This window comes from Paludibacterium paludis (genome assembly GCF_018802605.1).
GTDB classification, from domain to species: Bacteria; Pseudomonadota; Gammaproteobacteria; order Burkholderiales; family Chromobacteriaceae; genus Paludibacterium; species Paludibacterium paludis.
This window is the reverse complement of sequence record NZ_CP069161.1, coordinates 2238648-2255099: the sequence shown is the minus strand read 5'-3', so window position 1 is coordinate 2255099 and position 16452 is coordinate 2238648. Positions and strand designations below refer to the sequence as shown.

General features: G+C 60.4%; 14 protein-coding genes, 1 pseudogene and 1 riboswitch. Of the genes and pseudogenes, 6 read left to right on the top strand and 9 right to left on the bottom strand.

Annotated elements, in window-relative coordinates; all coding sequences use genetic code 11:
* Nucleotides 1–16: 16 nt before the first annotated feature.
* Nucleotides 17–481: a putative pterin-binding protein gene (locus JNO50_RS10160; protein ID WP_189532943.1), complete on the top strand. Its 465-nt coding sequence runs from the start codon at nucleotides 17–19 to the stop codon at nucleotides 479–481.
* Nucleotides 478–2073: a sensor domain-containing diguanylate cyclase gene (locus JNO50_RS10155; RefSeq protein WP_189532942.1), complete on the top strand. Its 1596-nt coding sequence runs from the start codon at nucleotides 478–480 to the stop codon at nucleotides 2071–2073. The genes JNO50_RS10160 and JNO50_RS10155 overlap by 4 nt, the downstream gene beginning before the upstream one ends.
* On the opposite strand, the gene JNO50_RS10150 is transcribed toward JNO50_RS10155, so the two are convergent.
* Together JNO50_RS10150 and JNO50_RS10145 are read right to left on the bottom strand one after the other, a co-directional pair.
* Nucleotides 2064–2954 (bottom strand): alpha/beta hydrolase family protein, encoded by an 891-nt coding sequence (locus JNO50_RS10150; RefSeq protein ID WP_215796334.1) that lies wholly within the window; start codon nucleotides 2952–2954, stop codon nucleotides 2064–2066. The two genes, JNO50_RS10155 and JNO50_RS10150, sit on opposite strands and share 10 nt — an antisense overlap.
* Nucleotides 2955–3047: 93 nt before the next feature.
* Nucleotides 3048–4559: an amino acid permease gene (locus JNO50_RS10145; RefSeq protein ID WP_189532941.1), complete on the bottom strand. Its 1512-nt coding sequence runs from the start codon at nucleotides 4557–4559 to the stop codon at nucleotides 3048–3050.
* A gap of 75 nt (nucleotides 4560–4634) precedes the next feature.
* Here JNO50_RS10145 and JNO50_RS19255 point away from each other — a divergent pair, with 75 nt between their 5' ends.
* Nucleotides 4635–4874: a DUF7230 family protein gene (locus JNO50_RS19255; protein ID WP_425325362.1), complete on the top strand. Its 240-nt coding sequence runs from the start codon at nucleotides 4635–4637 to the stop codon at nucleotides 4872–4874.
* 31 nt (nucleotides 4875–4905) lie between these two features.
* On the opposite strand, the gene lysA is transcribed toward JNO50_RS19255, so the two are convergent.
* Both lysA and ribB read right to left on the bottom strand, forming a co-directional pair.
* Nucleotides 4906–6129 (bottom strand): diaminopimelate decarboxylase, encoded by a 1224-nt coding sequence (gene lysA / locus JNO50_RS10140; protein WP_189532939.1) that lies wholly within the window; start codon nucleotides 6127–6129, stop codon nucleotides 4906–4908.
* A gap of 173 nt (nucleotides 6130–6302) precedes the next feature.
* The gene (gene ribB, locus JNO50_RS10135; RefSeq protein ID WP_189532937.1) at nucleotides 6303–6989 is read right to left on the bottom strand and encodes a 3,4-dihydroxy-2-butanone-4-phosphate synthase; all 687 of its coding nucleotides are present in this window, start codon (nucleotides 6987–6989) and stop codon (nucleotides 6303–6305) included.
* 102 nt (nucleotides 6990–7091) lie between these two features.
* Nucleotides 7092–7234: riboswitch (FMN riboswitch) on the bottom strand.
* A gap of 231 nt (nucleotides 7235–7465) precedes the next feature.
* Between ribB and JNO50_RS10130 the strand changes: the two genes are divergently transcribed.
* Both JNO50_RS10130 and JNO50_RS10125 read left to right on the top strand, forming a co-directional pair.
* The gene (locus tag JNO50_RS10130) at nucleotides 7466–8806 is read left to right on the top strand and encodes an OmpP1/FadL family transporter (protein ID WP_189532935.1); all 1341 of its coding nucleotides are present in this window, start codon (nucleotides 7466–7468) and stop codon (nucleotides 8804–8806) included.
* Between the two features lie 129 nt (nucleotides 8807–8935).
* The gene (locus JNO50_RS10125; protein ID WP_189532933.1) at nucleotides 8936–9616 is read left to right on the top strand and encodes a UPF0149 family protein; all 681 of its coding nucleotides are present in this window, start codon (nucleotides 8936–8938) and stop codon (nucleotides 9614–9616) included.
* A gap of 105 nt (nucleotides 9617–9721) precedes the next feature.
* Here the strand turns inward: JNO50_RS10125 and JNO50_RS10120 are convergent, their stop codons facing one another.
* The 5 genes and pseudogenes from JNO50_RS10120 to JNO50_RS10100 form a co-directional block, all read right to left on the bottom strand.
* Nucleotides 9722–10507, bottom strand: a complete 786-nt coding sequence (locus JNO50_RS10120) for a substrate-binding periplasmic protein (RefSeq protein ID WP_189532932.1) — start codon at nucleotides 10505–10507, stop codon at nucleotides 9722–9724.
* Between the two features lie 123 nt (nucleotides 10508–10630).
* On the bottom strand, nucleotides 10631–10900 hold the full coding sequence (locus JNO50_RS10115) for a hypothetical protein (protein ID WP_189532930.1): 270 nt from the start codon (nucleotides 10898–10900) through the stop codon (nucleotides 10631–10633).
* A gap of 58 nt (nucleotides 10901–10958) precedes the next feature.
* Nucleotides 10959–11084, bottom strand: a pseudogene (locus JNO50_RS19250) (hypothetical protein); the annotation flags it as partial.
* A gap of 547 nt (nucleotides 11085–11631) precedes the next feature.
* Nucleotides 11632–13035 (bottom strand): L-serine ammonia-lyase, encoded by a 1404-nt coding sequence (locus JNO50_RS10105; RefSeq protein WP_189532927.1) that lies wholly within the window; start codon nucleotides 13033–13035, stop codon nucleotides 11632–11634.
* A gap of 58 nt (nucleotides 13036–13093) precedes the next feature.
* Nucleotides 13094–14386: a serine/threonine transporter gene (locus JNO50_RS10100; protein WP_244976375.1), complete on the bottom strand. Its 1293-nt coding sequence runs from the start codon at nucleotides 14384–14386 to the stop codon at nucleotides 13094–13096.
* 985 nt (nucleotides 14387–15371) lie between these two features.
* On the opposite strand from JNO50_RS10100, the gene JNO50_RS10095 reads away from it, so the two are divergent.
* Complete coding sequence (locus JNO50_RS10095) at nucleotides 15372–16151, top strand: formate/nitrite transporter family protein (protein WP_189532925.1); 780 nt, start codon at nucleotides 15372–15374, stop codon at nucleotides 16149–16151.
* Nucleotides 16152–16452 lie beyond the last annotated feature (301 nt).

Below are 16452 nucleotides of genomic sequence, written 5' to 3'. Positions count from 1 at the left end.
CTTTATCGGGTGAGGCATGGATCTCCTACGTCGTTCCTTGTTGGTCGCCGCGTTCTGTTTGCCGCTGAGCGTGTCGGCTTTCACCGTAAAACTGATTCCGTCGGTGACCGGCCACATTCTGCTGGATGAGCGGAATGCGCGTGCTTTGGGGGTGGCGACGATCACCACCGCCACGCAATGGACCGCCGCGGCCCATCGCTGGTCCGGTTTGCCTCTGTCGACGTTGCTCGACCGCTATGGCCGCATGGCGCGCCATGTGCGCGTGCGCGCTCTTAACGATTACGAGGTCAGCATTCCCGCCGAGGAGATTCGCCGTTACGCGCCGGTTCTGGCGACGCAAATGGACAGCCGGCCCATCGCCGTCAGGGACAAGGGGCCTGTCATTCTGGTCTGGCCGTTCGATCGCTACGAAGCGGTCAATCAGCGCCAACGCTACCATGACTGGGCGGTCTGGCATGTCAGCGAGATTGTCTTCCAATGAGTGCGAAACCCACTGTCCCGGCGGATTCCCGCTCTTTTCGCCATGTCGCGCTGCTCATTCTTGTCGCCGCGATGGCGGTTCTGGCCGCCGTGCAGTTCTATCGGGTCATGGACCAGGTCCAGAAACTGGCGAATCCCGATATCAGCGACAATGGCTGGCCTCCGTTCCAGTTGCAGGCGGAGTTATACAAATTCGATCTGGCGCTGAAGGACTTCTCCGCGACAGGTCAGGATCGGGGACGGCTGGAAATGCGGGTCGATCTGCTCGCTTCGCGCGTCGAGCCGGTGATGCAGCTGGCTTTCGCCTGGCCGGAAGGCACGCGCCAGGAAATGCTGTCCATCAGGGACACCGTCGACCGCTGGGCCTCCGCCATCCATGCCATGCCCTCCGATGCCGAGCGTTCGGGGCTTGTGCTGGCGCAGATCGCCACCGATGTCGACCGGATGCGGCCGGGACTGCAAAAGCTCATTCTGATGGTGCATGAGCTGCAATCCCTGGATGCGGACGAGAAGCGGCGCGACATTCGCGGCACCTTTCAGGCGCTGGCCATCACGCTGGGACTGCTCGGCGCGGGGACGCTGGCCTTTTTTGTGGCGCTGCAACGGCGCAACCGGCGGGAAATGCAGTTGAACCGGCAGCTCGAGGAGTGGAATGCCACGCTGGAGGCCCGAGTCGAGGAGCGTACGGAGCAGATCCATGAACAAAAAGAGCTGCTGCAGCGCATCCTCGCCGCCAGTCCTGTTGGCGTAGCCATACAGGAAGCCGGTGGCGGCCGCACGGTTTTTCTCAACACGAGAATGAAGGATGCGGTGGGTGTGGCCGATGCGCGCTCCATGCGCCCCCTCAAGGATTACCTGGTGCACGACGGCGATGTGGACAAACTTGCCGGCGCCATGGCGCGCGGCGAGACGGTCGGCAATATGGAGGCGGAAATCCGCGGAGCCGATGGCTACTTCTACGGATTGCTCAGCGCGCGGCGCATCGATCTGGATGGCCGGCCCATGGATCTGTTCTGGCTGTATGACATCAGTGACCGTAAGAAGCTGGAAAACCGCTTGCGCGACCAAGCCAGAACCGACTCGCTGACCGGAGCGTTGAATCATGGCTCGTTCCGCGGGGCTCTGGACAAGGCGATCGCCGAGAGCCGCACGGATGGCGCCGAGTTGTCCCTGGTGCTGATGGATGTCGATCATTTCAAATTCATCAATGATCATTTTGGCCATGCGGCGGGCGATGTGACGCTCAAGCGCCTGGTCGACCTGGCCCGCGATGAGTTGCGTGACCACGATATCCTGGGGCGTCTGGGCGGCGAGGAATTCGGCATCGTCCTGTCCGGCGCTGGCGCGGATCAGGCCGCGAACATCGCCGAGCGGCTTCGCGGCGCCTTCGAAGCGGCTGGCGGCGAAGGGCCGCTGCCGTTGTTCACCGCGAGCTTTGGTGTGGCGGTGATGGAAGGGCGCGATACGGTGGCTTCATTGATGGAACGCGCCGACCGTGCGCTCTACCGTGCCAAGCATGGCGGTCGCAACCGCGTGGAAGTGCATGGCGGCGAGGCTCTGGCGGAGCCGGGGATGTCCGGCGCTCAGTCCTGAGGCGGCATCCCGGCGCTCAGGAAGGCCAGGATTTCGGCCCTCATCTCGTAGTGATAGGCGAGCCGGTCGAACCCCGCCGGATCCTGCGAGGGAGGGAATCCGGGGTGGGTCATCTCGGCGGGGAAGGGACTGAGAAACGAGAAGTGTCCCGCGCCGCGCACTATCCGGTAGTCGACCGTGCCGGCTTTCCCTGTCCCGCTCAGCACCCGGTGCGCATGGTGCTCCGCCGGGGTCCATTCGTCCCGCTCGGCGCACAGCATCAGAATGGGTTGATCGACGCCATCCAGCGCGCCTTTCTCCCTGAACCAGACCGTGGCCGGCGCCAGCAATACCAGCGCCGCGATACGCGCGTCCTTCGCCACTTCCACCTCCCGCTCCAGTCCATCGCCGGACTCCTCCCGCAACGATCGGGGTTTGCCACCGGCCAGCGCCAGCGCCGCGTAGCCGCCCATCGAGTGTCCGATGACCGCTGTGGCTCGGGTCGCGACGGAACGCGCGAACCGTCCGTCCCGCTCGAACCAGTCGATGGCGGCGGCCAGGTGCAGGGGGCGCGCGGCCAGGTTGTCCAGGGTGCCGTTGCCGGAATTGTCGTTACGGTTGTTGCGCGGATGCTCGGGAAGTCCGACCACCCAGCCATGCCGTGCCAGATACCTGGCCAGATCGCGATGCGTGAGCGGGGCGCCGCCGCTTCCATGGGATATCAGCGCCAGGGGAAACCTGCCGAGGGACAGCGCGCCATCGCGGGCCAGGGGCAGCCGGTAAGGTCCAAGCCGCGTTTCGCTTTCCTCCGTGTCGGTCGGATAAAACACCTGCAACGGAAAATCGCATCCGAAAAACGTGTCGCGCACTGAGGCGCAAAGATAGCCAGCGTGATAGCCCATGGCGATTCCGGGGACGGAGAGCGGTTAGGATGCCGGATGAGGGCGGGCGGCGCAAGAAAAAAGGCGGCATGCGCCGCCCTTCGCCAGGGGAGGTCAGGCCGCCTTGTCCAGTTTCAGGTCGCTGCGCGCCGCCGCGCAGGACGGGTGATCGAGGTCGACCTTGTCAAGCGGGATGAGCCGCGTCTTGAAGCGCCAGCGGTACCCCAGCCACAGGGCCAGGAACAGCGGTATGCCGATATAGGTCGCGAGCACGCTGTGCCAGTCGATGGAGCGGGAGGTGAAGGCCATATAATTCTGGCCGAGCATTACCACCAGGCACAATGCGAAAGCGAAAAGCGGACCGAACGGGAACCATTTGGCCCGGTAGCGCAGCACCGACAGATCCCGCCCCTGGCGCACATAGGCGCGGCGGAAACGGAAATGGCAGATGGCGATGCCGAGCCAGGCGATGAATCCGGTCATGCCCGAGGAGTTGAGCAGCCACAGGTAGACCTGGTCATTGCTGTACAGCGAAGACAAAAAGCACAAGCCGGCGATCACCGTCGTGGCGGCCAGCGCGTAGCGGGGCACTCCGTTGCGCGACAGGCGGGAGAATACGCGGGGCGCCATGCCGTTGCATGCCATGGTGTAAAGCATGCGGGTGGATGCGTACATGCCCGAGTTGCCCGCCGACAGGACGGCCGACAGAATGACCGCGTTCATGATGCCGGCGGCGAAGGCCAGGCCCGAACGCTGGAACACCAGTGTGAACGGGCTTTCGCCGACATCCTTCACGTCATTGTGCAGGAGCGAGGGGTCGTTGTAGGGCAGCAGCATGCCGATAATCAGGATCGACAGACCGTAAAACATCAGGATCCGCCAGAAAATTTGTCGGGTGGCCATGGGGATGGTCTTGCCCGGGTCGCTCGATTCACCGGCCGCCACACCGATCAGTTCGGTGCCCTGGAAGGAGAAGCCGACGATCAGCGTCACGCCGATATAGGCGGGGAATCCGCCGACGAATGGCGCTTCCTTGTAGTTGAAGACCTGCAGGCCGGGCTCGAGGCCTTCCTTCATGGGGGCGCCCATGATCTGGAAGATCATCAGCAAGCCCAGCGCGATGAAGGCGATGATGGTGACCACCTTGAGCAGGGAAAACCAGAATTCGGCCTCGCCGAAGCCCTTGACCGAAAACCAGTTGAGCAACAGGATCACGGCGAGGAACGCGCCGCTCCATATCACACCGGGAACGGAGGGGAACCAGTAATGCATGATGATGGCCGCCGCCGCGAGTTCCACGGCGATCGTGATGGCCCAGTTGTACCAGTAGTTCCAGCCCAGCGCGAAGCCGAAGGCGGGATCCACGAAATGGGAACCGTAGACCTGGAAGGAGCCGGCGGCGGGCATATAGGCCGCCATTTCGCCAAGGCTGGTCATCAGGAAGTAGACCATGATGCCCATCAGCGCGTAGGCGAGCAGGGCGCTGCCCGGTCCCGCGCTGGCGACAGTCGCTCCGGACGCCAGAAAAAGGCCTGTGCCGATGGATCCGCCGATGGCGATCATGGTCAGGTGGCGTGCTTTCAGGCTACGGTGGAGTTGGGGTGGTTCGAGTGTGTCTTTTTTCATGTTTGTGTTCCCCGAATGGATACGGCTTTTTTGTTTGAATTGGCCGGTGGGCGGCCACCGGAATAGTAACGAATCATGGCGGGGTTCGTTTACCCTTATTTAAGGATTTTTCGTGCTACCATGCCACTTTGTCGGCCAAGTATTGATCTAGTGCAAGGGGCAGCAATGAAGAAAACTCCCAGACTGAATCCGGTCGCCCGCTTTGCCGGGCAGTTGAACCGGTGCAGGACGTTTGTCGACCGGAAAAAACGGGCCAAGAGCGGTCACCAAAAACACAAGGGACGGGAGGTTTTTCTCCCGTCCCTTGTGTTTTGAACGGTGCCGGCTTTCCCTCGTGTTCCGGTTCTCAATCCACATCCTCCAGCGCGAGCAATTCCTCGATGCGCTGTTTTCGGCGTATCAAACGTATCGATTCGCCATCGGCCAGTACCTCCGCGATCAAGGGCCGGCTGTTGTAGTTGGACGACATTGAAGCGCCATAGGCACCGGTGTCGTGCAGCACCAGCAAGTCTCCGACCCGGGCTTCCGGCATGTCTCGGTGCGTGATGATTCCTCCATCGCCCTGCGTGAACACATCGCCCGATTCGCACAGCGGGCCGGCAATCACCTGCGGCCTCAATGGGGGACAGGCGTCCGTCAGGGACCGCACCAGGCTGATGCGGTGGTAGCTGCCGTACATCGCCGGACGCATCAGGTCGGCGAAGCCCGCGTCGACCAGCACGAACCGGTTGCTTCCCATGTCCTTGACCGCGCGCACCTCGCTGATCAGCACACCGCTTTGCGCCACCAGAAAACGTCCCGGCTCGATTTCCAGGCTGACCGGGTGTCCGAGGCGCGCCTCGATGCGGCGACGCGCCTCATCCCACAAACCGAAATAATGTTCCGTGTCGATACTGGCTTCGCCATCCCGGTAAGGAATGGAAAGTCCCCCGCCGGCCGAGATCGCTCCGATATCCAAGTCCAGGGCCGCGACCTGGGCGACCATGGCGTCGCAGACGCGCGCGAGGTGGGAGTAGTCGACCCCCGAACCGATGTGCATGTGCAGGCCGGCAAGCCGCAGTCCGTAGTGGCGAATGGCCCTGGCGGCCTCGGGAAGGTCGCTGTGCCAGATGCCGTGTTTGCTGCTCTCTCCCCCGGTATTGGTCTTGTGGCTGTGGCCATGGCCGAAGCCGGGGTTGATGCGCAGCCACACGGCGTGCCCGGGAGCCTGCGCTCCGAGCTGATGCAGCATGTCGATCGAGCCCGCGTTGACAGGAATGCCGGTTTCCACCACCCGCGCCAGGGTGGCCCGGTCCAGCACATCGGCGGTGAAGACGATGTCGCCTTCGCCTGCGCCGTAGCCGGCCTTGAGGGCGCGTTCGATCTCGCCGAGCGAGACGGCGTCCACCCGCACGCCTTCGGCGCGCATCAGCCTCAGAATGTGCGTATTGGAGCAGGCCTTCTGCGCATACCGGATCACATCGAAGCGACGCAAGGCGGCGATCTGCCGGCGAATGGTCTCCGCGTCGTAAGCCCATGCCGGCGTGCCGAACCGTTCCGCGATGTGTCTTAGCGTGTCGTCCTGGAGCATGGCGTTTCCTTGCGTGATCGGATGATTTCGGGGGTCATCATGCGGCAGAAAACGTCATACGTAAAATATCAATGTTCCGTAAGGTTATTCTTTTTTGATATGGGGCGAGGCGAAGGGCGGCGGATGCCGCCCGAAGGGAGGGGAAAAGCCGGCGGGCGCCGGCTTTGTCCGGATTACGCGGCGGCGCCGGCCGGGTGCAGGATGGGATCCTGCCACTGGCGATACCGGGCCAATTCATCGATGGTCAGTGCCACCAGGTCGTGCTCGACCATGTAGCGCTCGATGTCGCGGCCGCGGGCCATGGTGCCATCCGGATTCATCAGTTCGCACAGTACCGCCGCCGGCTTGAGTCCGGCCATGCGGGCAAGATCGACCGAGCCCTCGGTGTGACCGCGCCGTCCGAGCACGCCGTCAGGATGGGCCCGCAACGGGAATACATGCCCCGGGCTGACAAGGTCTTCGGGCCGGGCGCCATTGGCCACGGCGGCTTTGATCGTGGTGACACGATCCGCCGCCGACACTCCGGTGCTGACGCCGTGACGCGCTTCGATCGTGATGGTGAAGGCGGTCTGGTGACGGCTTCCGTTGTTGTCGACCATGGGCGGCAGTTCCAGATGGTCGGCCAGTTCCGGTGTCAGGCACAGGCAGACAATGCCGCTGCAGTCGCGGATGAGCTGTGCCATCGCCTCATGGGTCAGGTTTTCCGCGGCGATGATCAGGTCGGCTTCGTTTTCACGGTCGAAATCATCCATCAGAATGACGGGCCGGCCCTGTTGCAGCGCGGCCAGCGCACGCTTGAGCCGTGAGGGGAAACTCGTCGCCTCGAGAAAGGAAGGGGGTTGCATCGTGGTATGTGACATGGAAACGCTCTCGCAGTGTTATGGACGAAAGACGTTCCAGGGCTGTGACAAGCCAAGCGCAAGGCGCCGCGAGCGCGGAGCGTTCGCGGTGATGTTGCACAGGCACATCTTCTCTCATCCGGACTGTGACCGTCGGCTCCGGCATTTCACCGGATCTGCTGACCCTGCCATCGGCAGGCGCTCGCGGGCTCGGCCATGCAGGCCATACCGCCGGTGGGGAATTCCACCCCGCCCTGAAGACGTACTATGAAGCCTGATAATCAGGCTGTTAAACATTCTAGCCTCGTGCCGGCGGCGGTGTCCATCCGCAAAATTAATTCGTATGCAATTTACTGCATATCGCACTATTTATGTATTGATGGAGTTGTTAGTGAAACAATAAGTATTCTGGAGTAAAATGCCCAATTTCCTCACTATGCCTTATGAGTATGGAGAGGCAAGGTAATGACGTAGTCCAGCTAACACAACAAAAGACCATGACAACACTTCAAAAAATTATTCCTGTGGCTGTGGCCGTCGCTTGGGCGGCCTCCGCCTCGGCTTCGGGGTACCATTTCGGTGTGCAGTCCGTGAGCGCTCAGGGCACGGCGAATGCCAATGGCGCTGAAGTGGCCGATGCCAGCGCGCTGTTCTTCAATCCCGCCGCCTCGGCCTACCTGCCCGGACGCAATCTCTCTTTGGCGGTGGTGGCCGTGAAGCCCGACATGAAAATCGAATCGGCTTCGGCGACCACGGCGCAGGGACTTCCCGTAACGTCCGGGGGCGATGCCCAGAAACCGACGCAAACGGTATTCGTTCCCCAGTCCTTCATGTCCTGGCAGATCAACGAGACGCTGTCGGCGGGCCTGGGTGTTTTTGTGCCGTTCGGCGACAAGCTCAATTACGACAAGTACTGGGCGGGGCGCTATAACGCCGATGAACTGAAAATGATGACGCTGGCGCTGAACCCCTCGCTGGCGTTGCGCGTTAACGACCAGCTTAGCGTCGGCATGGGTCTGACCGCCCAGTACATGAACGCGGCCTATCAGAAACAAGTCGATTTTGGCACCTTGTTGTCCGAGGCTGGCGTTCCGGCCAAACCGGGCGACCCCCGGTTCGACGGTATCTTGCGCTACAAGGGCAAGGACTGGGGTTACGGCTACAATCTTGGCGTGTACTGGCAGCCGGACGCCACTACCCGGGTCGGAGCCGCCTACCGTTCGAGCATTAGCCAGCGACTGAGCGGTACGGCCCAGTGGCGCTTGCCCACGCTGCCGTCGAGCATCACCGGCGCGCTGGAAAAGCAGGGCTTTCGCACCGGCAGCGGCGATGTTCATCTGCGCACACCGGACTCGTTCACGCTTAACGGCTACCGTCAGATCGATGACCGCTTTTCGGTGGTCGCCGACTGGACCTATACCTGGCACTCCCGTTTTGACGAATTGCGCCTGAAGTTCAACTCGGCGCTGCCGGACGCTGTCATCCGGCAAAACTGGAAGAACAGCCAGCGTTTCTCGCTCGGTGGCAGTTACCGGTACAGCGACCGGCTGACGCTGCGCGCCGGCGCCGCGTATGACCAGTCCCCGGTGCCGTCTTCCGCGGACCGGATCGCGGGTTTGCCCGACGGCAACCGGACCTGGTATTCGCTGGGATCGCGAGTGATGTTCGGCAAGGATGCTTCCCTGGATCTGGCGTATTCCTATGTGAAAGTCGGTCAGGTCGAGATCCACAATACCGAGTGCGAGTATCCCGCATGCACCGGCAGCGGCACCACCACGCACGCGCGCCTCAAGGCCCATGCCCATATCCTCGGCATGCAGTTCAACCAGCGTTTCTGACTCCGCGAATCCGCGTGACGGCCGGCGTCCGAAACGGGGCGTCGGCCGTTTTTATCGGGCTTTTGACCGCGCGACTTGAAATTTTCCGCGCGTCGCGGCAAGCTCTCGCCCTTTTGACGTGGAGAATACATGCAGTCCCTCGATAGTTTCACTGCGCTGAGCGACGCCGAACTGGATGAGCTGGGGGCTTTCCTGATTTCCCCCGCCGCCCCCGCCGGTACGATGGCGCTTGACGCGCTGGACGGTTTTGTCACCGCGCTGGTGGCGGGGCCTGTCACGGTATTGCCCTCCGTCTGGTTGCCGCGTGTTTGGGGCGAAGGCTTTGCCCGGGCGGCCGACGCCGGAGTCGAAAGAGCTGTTGAATTAATCCTCAGGCATGCCAACAGCCGGCACGCGCAGCTCAAATCGGATGCGGGCGCTTACCGGCCGATTCTTTCCGAGGTGACGTGGCGCGGCCGCGGCTATGCGGATGGTGAGGCATGGGCGTGGGGCTTTCTGTGCGGCATCGGTCTGGTCATTGAGCGCTGGCAGCCGCTGTTCGATGTGCCGGAGGCGCTGGCGGCGCTGGAGCCGATCCACCTGCTTGGCTCCGACGAGCTGGATGAGGCCGAGCAGGAGGCCTGCAAGAATCCGTCGCGCCGGGCGAAGCTGTGCGAGAGACTGACGGATTCCGTGGAGCGCTTGTGGCGATTCTGGGAACCTTATCGCGGCGCTGTCACGACCCACCGTCGCGACACCCCGAAAACCGGCCGTAACGAGCCATGCACCTGCGGCAGTCAGCGCAAGTTCAAAAGGTGTTGCGGAGCCTGAAGCCGGCGGCGCATCCTTCCTTGTTCCGGAGGTGATTCCGGTGTTCCGCGCCTGACCCTCGGCGCCCTTTGTTCCCGGAGTTCTGCCGCCGCCATCCATCCGGAATCAGGACAGTCCCGCCAGATACTCGGCCCATTTTGTTCTGGGGCCGGGGTAATCGAGTCCCTCCAGGCGGCTCAGCGCCTGCAGGCGTCCCGAACGGGCAAGCTCGCCCAGCGCGGTTTCGAACCGCGCCAGACTGTCCGCGTCGACGGGGGCCCGGGGGTGCGCGAAATACCCGCCGATATGGCTGATGGGCGGCTTGAGCGCCTGTATCTCAAGTCGCGGCTGCATTCTTTTCACCAAAAAACGGGCCGTCCTTTCGTTGCAGGCCACCAGGTCGAGCCGCCCGAGTGCGAGTTTTCCGAAGTTCTGTTCCATCGTGTCCGCGGTTTCGATTTGCAGGCGCCGTTTCGACGCTTCGTAACTCTGGCCCAATGTCCACGCGCGGGTCACGCCAAGCCTGAGGTGCCCCAGCTCACTGAACTTCCCGCTCCACGTGTAGCGGGATTCTTTCAGGGCGTACCATGAAAGGGTATCGATATAGAGGGGCCACCGCATGAATGTCATGCGAGCTTCGCGCTCTTTCGTCCGGTACGGGCCAATCAGCACGTCGGCGCGCCCGCTTTCCACCAGCGCCTGGGCCCGTGCCCACGGGACGATGGAAATGGTGTAATCCAGTCCGGTGTGTTCGGCGATGTCGCGAATCACGGAAACAGCCAGTCCGGCTGGCTTGCCTTCGCGGTACTCGAGAATGAACGGGAACTCGGCGCCGACAAAGCGCAGGGGAGCGCCGAGGGCTGCCGCCCCGTCCAGGCCGAGCAGGAGCAGGAGCGAAAGGCGTGTTTTCAAAGGAATCACTCTGCCGGTGTTTGATGATTTCTTTATAAAGCAGTCGCGTGATTTTTGGAATGATCTTGATGAAACATCGACGCTGTGAGATTATTTCGCCCGTGTCTTCAATGGTTGAATCTGTTATTTTGTTTTGTTGATAATCGACGAAATGAACGGATTCGTTCCGGGCACCAGGCTTGGCCCCGTCAGTGCGACGGGGTTTTTTTTCAGAATCGCAGAGAGGTGAGGGATCACCTGGCCGGTTTGGCGGTAGCAGGCCGAATCCGTTTGAGCAGAGAAAGGAACGTGCGCTTGAAACGGGAGATCTTTGCCGAGAACCCGTTCTGTCGCGAAAGGGCGGGGCGGCATGCTTTTTGTCCACCCAAATTTCATCGTGGCTTTTCTTCTCATACTTACGATAATCCCGCGTCGTCAGTTCTCCTGGAATATGAAATTCGGCATTGAAAGCGGTATTAAGCACTTGATCAAGTTTGTCATCGGTCAGGTGCTCACGTTCCAGCATGAGTGAGGCGAAGGCTTGGTCATGCTCTGTCCGGATAAATTCGATCAGGTACAGAGCCAGCCCTTCCTTCATGTGCGCGGCAGTCAAAATCGGTGAATTGGAAAATGCTCGAATCGTGGCGGTTTCTTTGTCAACGTGCTTCCCCGTATCGTTGATCTGTCGTTGCATCCTGCTGACAACCCCGCCCGGGAATTGGTTCTCAAGTAGAATGACGCGATGGCTGCCGCCAGTTCTCACGCAAGGTAGGGTGTGCTCTGCCAACGTCAGGTACCCTTCCTGAGGATTCAACGTCCCGAGGCGACCCTTGACCGAATCCAGATAGTGCCGCGAGACCTTTTCAAGGTGACGCAGGGCGGAAGGAGGCGGTTCGCCGTTTTTTCCCTTCGGAAGAGCCTGATTGAGCGCCTTCATCCCGGGCAGGTCGGTACCTGGCGGAGAGTGGGGTATTCCACGACGGACATCGAGGATGGAGCTCGGGCAGGACTCTTCGCGAATACCGGTGCCCCTATCGTGGAGCAGGTATCGTCATTCATCGAAGCGGGGCCGGTGCTGTTCTCCTTCCCAAAAAAACAGCCACGGGCAGGGCGCGCGTGGCTGTTGGTTTTACATGGATCTGATGTCAGGCGGCGGCGTCGTCCACCCAGCGCAGTGATGAACTCGGCACCACCTTCACTTCGGCGATGATCTGACGCGCCAGGCCTCCGCACGACGTCTCGCGGTACTTGGGATCCATGTCCTTGCCGGTTTCATACATCGCGGCGATGACCTTGTCCAGCGACACCTTCGGGCTGCTGGCCCGGTGCATCGCCATGCGCGCCGCGTTGATCGCCTTGACGGCGGCGATGGCGTTTCGTTCGATGCAAGGAATTTGCACTTGCCCGCCAACCGGGTCGCATGTCAGTCCGAGGTTGTGCTCCATGGCGATCTCCGCCGCCGTGCACACTTGCGCCGGATTGCCGCCCATCAGTTCGGTCAGGCCGGCCGCCGCCATCGAGCACGCCACGCCGATTTCACCCTGACAGCCGACTTCGGCGCCGGAAATCGAGGCGTTGAGCTTGAACAGACAGCCGATCGCACCGGAGGACAGGAAGAAGCGCAGGGTGCTGTTTTCGTCCAGAGGCTGGATGAAGTGATTGTAATAGGCGAGCACGGCCGGAACGACGCCGCAGGCCCCGTTCGTCGGCGCCGTGACCACGCGGCCCCCCGCCGCGTTTTCTTCGGCCATGGCCATGGCGTACATGTTGACCCAATCCATCACGCCCATCGGATCCTTGGCGATCTGCAGGGAGCTGGACAACATCCGATGCAGGGCGGGAGCCCGGCGGGGAATGCGCATGGGGCCGGGCAGGTTGCCTTCCACCTTCATGCCGCGCTCCATGCTGGTCTGCATGACTTCCCATACGCGCTGGAAATGATCCTTGATGTCCTGGGCGTCGTGGAAGGCCAGTTCGTTTTCCATCACCAGCGAGGAAATGGACAGACCGCTTTCCTCGCACATGTCGATCAGGTCCTTGGCGCTCAGAAAGTGGTGGGGAACGGGAACATCGCTGCAGGAGCTCTGGTTGAAGTGCTCCTCGTCGACGATGAATCCACCGCCGATCGAATAGTAGGTCTTCGTGAGCAGGCAGGTGTCATCGACGAATGCATGAATTTGCATGCCGTTCTCATGAAGCGGCAGGTTGGCCGTATGGAAATCCATGCTGAAGTCGACGCGTTGCTGCGTGCGGCCAAGGGTCAGCTTGCCCGCGTTTTCCACTTCGGCGATCACGCTCGCCGTTTGCTCGGGGTTGACCGTGTCGGGCAGGTTGCCGCACAGGCCGAGAATGATGGCGTGGTCGGTGCAGTGGCCCTTGCCGGTCAGGGCGAGCGAGCCGTAACAGTCGACATGGACGCGGGTGATCCGGTTGAACTGGCCGGTTTCCTTCAGTGCGCCGAGGAACTGGTGGCCGGCCTTCATCGGGCCGACGGTGTGGGAGCTGGAGGGGCCGACTCCGATTTTGTAGATATCGATCATGCTGAACATGAGGGTTACCTCTCTGGAACTCGGTTGGCCCCGGCCGGAGGGCCGGGGCGGTGTTCGGTCAGACGAACAGGTCGAAGAAGATGGCCGAGATGGCGATCAGGCCGATCAGCACGACAAAGATGTTGCTGGCGGCGCCGGAGTATTTCTTCATGGCCGGCACTTTGGCGATGGCGTACATCGGCATCAGGAACAGCAGCATGGCGATGACGGGGCCGCCCAGCGTTTCGATCATGCCGAGGATGCTCGGGTTGAAGGTGGCGACCATCCAGGTGGTGAGGATCATGAAGACGGCGGTGAAGCGGTCGAGCTTGGCGACTTCGATGGTTTTGCCCTGTTCGCGCAGCTGTTTGATGATCAGCCCGTTGAAGCCTTCCTTCGCGCCCAGATAGTGACCGAGGAAGGACTTGCTGATGGCGACGATGGCGATCAGGGGGGCCACCCACTCAATGACCGGGTTATGGAAGTGGTTGGCGAGGTAGGACAGGATGGAAATGTTCTGTGCCTTGGCGGCCACGAGGTCGGCCGGGGAGAGGCTGAAGACGCAGCTGAACACGAAGAACATCACCGACAGCACCATCATGCCGTGGGCGCGGATCAGAACGCGGGACGACGCCGGCTCGACGCTATCGCCGTGCAAGCGCTGCTGATCGACGGCGAACGACGAAATGATCGGCGAGTGGTTGAACGAGAACACCATGACCGGAATGGCCAGCCACAGGGTTTTGTAGAACAGTCCGCTGGACAAGGCCGAGCCGATGCTCCCCGCGTGCTCGATGGCGGCGCCGTTCCATTGCGGAATCAGGTACAGGGCGAGCAGCATCAGGGCGGCAACGAACGGGTAGACCAGCACGCTCATCGCCTTGACGATCATTTTTTCGCCAAGACGCACGATGGCCATCAGTCCGAGAATCAGGATCAGCGACAGAATGGCGCGGGGAGGCGCGCCGACGCCCAGCTGGTTGACCATGAAGGACTGTACGGTGTTGGTGATGGCCACGCTGTAGACCAGCAGGATCGGGTAGATGGCGAAGAAGTAGAGCAGGGTGATCAGCTTGCCCGCGCCGACACCGAAGTGTTCTTCCACGACCTCGGTGATGTCCGCGCCCGGTTTGGAACTGGACAGCACGAAGCGGGTCAGGCCGCGATGCGCGAAGTAGGTCAGGGGCAGCGCCAGTATCGCCATGAATATGAGCGGCCAAAGACCGCCGATCCCGGCGTTGATGGGCAGGAACAGGGTGCCTGCGCCGATGGCGGTGCCGTAAAGACCCAACATCCAGACAGTGTCGTGCTTCGTCCAGGCGGAGGAAGCGGAGCCGGATTTCGGCATGGAGGTAGATGCGGCTTGAGACATGATATGGCCTCACTAATAAAAAAACGTTAGCTAAGACGTCATGGTTGCCGGCGGAAGGTAAAGATTCGGTTTCCGCATGCAACCGGAAAGCGGTCGTTAATGTCGCGACCGGACAGAACCACGGGATGGACTTCCGGTCTTGTCGATGTTCATCGTACTGGCGATTGAACCGGCAGGGTGAGTCAATTCAGAACATTAGTTGATTCTAATCAAGTGACGGATGGGCCGAAACGAAAATGTGTCGCGAAAAAACAGTCGTTTTCTTTTCGTTTTGCGACAGCACTGAATGATTAAACACGAAAATTCGCGCTGAAAATATAGGAAAATACTGGTTTTCAACGGTTTGATAGATGGTTTTATTGCTTTCAATTAGCGTCAAAACTATTTTCGTTTGTATCAATGGGGAAACGTCGGGCGGTCGGGAGGGGTGGTGGAGGGTTTGGCGACGCTGTCGGTCTTTAAGCGTCTTTCTCGTGCGTTTCGCCTGGTGTCGATGGTTGATGAAAATCCTTGCCGGACAATGGCTTGCCGGACAATGGCTTGCCGGTTGTCCTTCTTCGTGGCGCGCATGCCTTTCTCAAGTGTTTATGCTGTCATGCAGCATTTTTAAAACAGCCGTTTCTTTCGGATTTTTTACGCCGAAGCAACATAAAATGTTGCTATGCAACAATATTTTCTTGTGCCAGTTTTATCGAAAAACATAATGCCTTGTTGCGAAGGGTTTTCGCCTTTTGGGTATTTTTCGTTTCGTGGCCGATTGGCCGCGCCGGCAAGCGGTTAAACAAGGCGGGACGGGTATCTCACGGCGGTGACGCGGCTATGCCATGGAGTTTTTTGACGTTGCTTGTGTGGTTGTGTTGATCGGAATCAAACATCAATGTCGTAAATCGAACATACAATTTTTTCGCAAAAACCCACAAACGAACCGGTGAGCAGCCGGGCCCGCACGGTCCCGGGTCCGCCTTTGCATGCGAAGTCAAACGGTATGAGCACAACCTCTTCTTTATCCTATGTGGTGGCCGAGGCCGCGTCCAAGCAGGTTGTTCTGCATCAGTCGCCCGGCCGTTATTTATTGAGCGCAGGACTGGCCGGGGCGTTGATCGCGGTCGTGTTGACCGTCAGTCTCAAGTTGGGGCAGGTGTTTCTCGCCGGAGGCGCCGCCGGATACTACATTCCGACGGCCGGTTTTTTCGGGGTGGCCCTGGCGAGCATCATCTTTTGCAAGCTGGAGCTGTTCACCAGCAATGTCATGTACTTTGCCGTGGGGGCGCTCAGCGGCCGTTGCCGGGCGTGCAGCCTGGCTCGCAGCTGGGTGATGGTGTATTCCGGCAATCTTCTGGGAATTCTCCTTTTTGTTCACGTCTACGCCGGAGCCGGCGGCATGGGTGTGCTGCCGCAGGATCATCTGCTGTTCAATGTGGTGGCGCACAAGATTCACGCCACCGCCGGCGAGATTTTCTGGAAAGGAGTGCTCTGTAACTGGATTATCTGTCTGGCGGTTTGGGTGCCGTTGCGAATGACGGGCGACGTGGCCCGGTTGCTGATGGTGCTTTTTCTTGTGTTCGTGTTCTTTTTCTCGGGTTTCGAGCACAGTATCGCCAATATGGCTTTCTTTGCGCTGGCGTTTCTGCACGCCATGCCGGGGCTTGATGCGGCTGGGGTTTTGCATAACCTGATTCCCGCCACGCTCGGCAATATCGCCGGCGGCGCCCTGGGCGTCGGCCTGGTTGTCTACCTTCTTGAGCGTCATACCCTTTCTGAATAAATTTCGCCTTGCCCCGCGTCGCGCGCAGTGATCGTTTTTGCGTGCGACGCTTCTGTCATGTTCGTTTTCGAATATTTCCATTTTCCATTGCGTTTTCCGTTTTTTCTGTCAACTTTATGAAAAAAAAGAAAAATTCCAATTTTCCTGTGCGTCGCGCTAGGTGCGCACCGCTTTTTCCGTCATGAATCGCAGTTGATCTTGGTCAAATTCATTTTCAAACACGAACGTAGAATGTGAAACATTAGAACATGATGATTTGGCGGGATGCCGCCTTCACCCATTCGCCAAGAAGGAGTCGTAT